The 2,520-nt window shown below is 59.6% G+C and carries 1 protein-coding gene and 1 pseudogene; both read left to right on the forward strand.

Annotated elements, in window-relative coordinates:
* The first annotated feature begins 16 nt into the window (after positions 1–16).
* Positions 17–1,804 carry a type IV secretory system conjugative DNA transfer family protein gene (locus AC1DSN_RS21255; RefSeq protein WP_477332715.1) on the forward strand — a complete coding sequence of 596 codons (1,788 nt, stop codon included), beginning with the start codon at positions 17–19 and terminating at the stop codon, positions 1,802–1,804.
* A gap of 50 nt (positions 1,805–1,854) precedes the next feature.
* Positions 1,855–2,520, forward strand: a pseudogene (locus tag AC1DSN_RS21260) (hypothetical protein); the annotation flags it as partial.

The raw sequence follows: 2,520 nt of genomic DNA on the forward strand, positions 1-2,520 counted from the left end.
GTACAAGGCATTAACGTTGCTCGTACTTGGACTCCTTGCCCTGGTGGGCGGAGAGTACCTGGCGGGTTTCCTTACCCTATGGATTCTTGGCCTCGGCCAGGTGTCTCTGGGGGTGACCACGTATTGGCAATACTTCCGCGCACTCGATCTGCCCCAGGTCGCGCCGTACGTCCTTAAGATCAAGCTGTGCGGTGCCTTCGGATTCGGTGGGCCGCTGGCGGCATGGTTGAGTCTTTTCATGCCGGTACTGAGGTCCAAACCAGAAACCATGCACGGCGACGCACGCTTCGCAAAGCTGGCGGACATGAAAAAGGCGGGGCTGCTCAAGCAAACTCCGGAAAGCATCCTCATGGGGAAGTACAAGGGCCGCTATCTCTGGCTCGGCGGCGCCCAGCATGTCATTACCATCAGCCCTACACGATCCGGTAAGACCACCAGCATTGCTATTCCGGCGCTGCTCTCGTACCAGCACTCAATGGTGGTGCTGGACCTGAAGGGTGAGCTGTACAAGGCGACCAGCGGCTGGCGCGAATCGCAGCAGCAGAAAGTCTACGTATGGGCGCCCTACGATGACGCGGGAAACACGCATCGATTCAATCCGATGACCACCTTGGCGGGTGTCGATCCTGCGAAGCGTATTGGCGAGATCCAGACCATCGCCGCCATTCTCTACCCGGACCAGCCAGGCAACGATCCATTCTGGACGTCGCAGAGCCGTGCGGCATTCACCGCCATGGCTTCGTACCTCTTCGAAGCCTGGGACGACCAGATGATCTCGCAGGCAGTGGACGGTACCGAACCGCTCATGGCGGATATAAACACCTCGCCGGATTTCCCCAGCTTCGAGCGCATCTTGCATTTCTCAAGTGGAACGGACACCCAAAGCACCAAAGAGGTCATCGATTCAATTCTCCGGAAGCCCAGATACAGGTTTGTCAGCCAGCAGACCCGAATCGTCTTCGGCAACCTCGCAGGCATGGCGGAAGATACCTTTTCGTCAGTGATCGCCACCATGCAGGCGCCCCTGCAGCAATTCCTTAGCCCGATCCTCGCCGCAGCGACGAACGCCACGGATTTCGACATCGGCGCCCTGCGCAAGCGGCCAACCACCCTTTACGTGATCATCCCCACAAACAAGCTGGACGAGAGCAGCAAGCTACTCAACATCTTCTTCAGCACCGTGATCGGAAACAATCTTGGCAAGCAACTCGGAGAAGATCCTGATCTCAAGTATCAGATGCTCATGTTGATGGACGAGTTCACCGCCATGGGAAGGGTCGATGTATGGGCGAAGCGAATATCCATCGCCGCTAGCTATGGCGTGCGCGACTTGTGCATCGTCCAGAGTCGGGCCCAGCTGCGCTCCGCCTACGGCGAGAACGACGCCCAGAACTTCATCACGAACCACGGTGCGCAGATCGTTTTCGCACCGCGAGAGCAGAGCGACGCTAACGAATACAGCGAAATGCTGGGCTACAAAACGGTCCGGAAGGAACACCGGAGCACCAGTCGGGGTGGCGGAGCGCCGCAGGTGTCGACGAGCTTCAGTGAGGAGCGCCGAGCCGTTCTCCTGCCCCAGGAGATCAAGGAGCTGCCGGCCGACGAAGAGCTCATCTTCTACGAAGGTTGCCGACCGATCCGGGCAAGGAAGAACTGGTTCTTCAAGGACAAGAGGCTGCAGGCGCGCGCCGGTATGCCAGTTTCTGTAGTGGCCCATGCGGGGCAGGTGTCACGTACGTTGGCGCGCGCCCAGGCCGTGCGGAAGCAAACTAACGCTCGAGTGCTCGCGGCGCTGGCCCAGTAATAGTTAGTGGCGCGAGCCACTCCACCCCTCGAAAGCTGACCCAAGGCAACATGACGACGCAAGAAGACTCCTGGGACGAGGACGAAGGCGCACGGCCGTCGTCCCTGCTCTCCGTACACAAGCTGTCAAGCCGCGATATCCACTACGACTCGCAGCTTCTGCGTGACCTTGAAATAGCAAACGCGCGCACCCGCGTCGAACTCGGACACCTTCCACCCGATGGGGTGCCCGTGGCGGTGAAGAGAAAGCCCAGCATTCCCAAAGCGGCAGGTTCGCACGGTGATGCCGCGCGCGTTACCGGTGCTGCGACACCGTCGCCTGGCGATTCCGAAACTCAGATGGCTTACGACCCTCAGGAGGCAGAGATCATGAAACTTCAATCCGTTGCGATGGCCGCAGCTATCAGCGCCGTCACTCTTGCAGGCGGCCTTGCAAATGCATCGTCGCACGATTCGAGTCCGGCCAAGGCACGAACCGCTACGAGCCACGGACTTCCCGAGTACTTCGACCTCTACTCGACTACACCGGTGGGTGACAACAGCAAATGCGTGGCTGGAAAGGTGACAGACGAAGACGGCATGTTCTCCCGCCCCTACGTCTATGTCGCCGACGCGGCGGGCGAGCGAATCAAATGGGCCAGGTATATGGATATGCCGGACGACTTCTATGAGGGCAGGGCGACTCACTGCGTGCGGCGGGGAGACGCACTGTATGTG

It is taken from the genome of Luteibacter sp. P4_D7_3 (assembly GCF_056401735.1).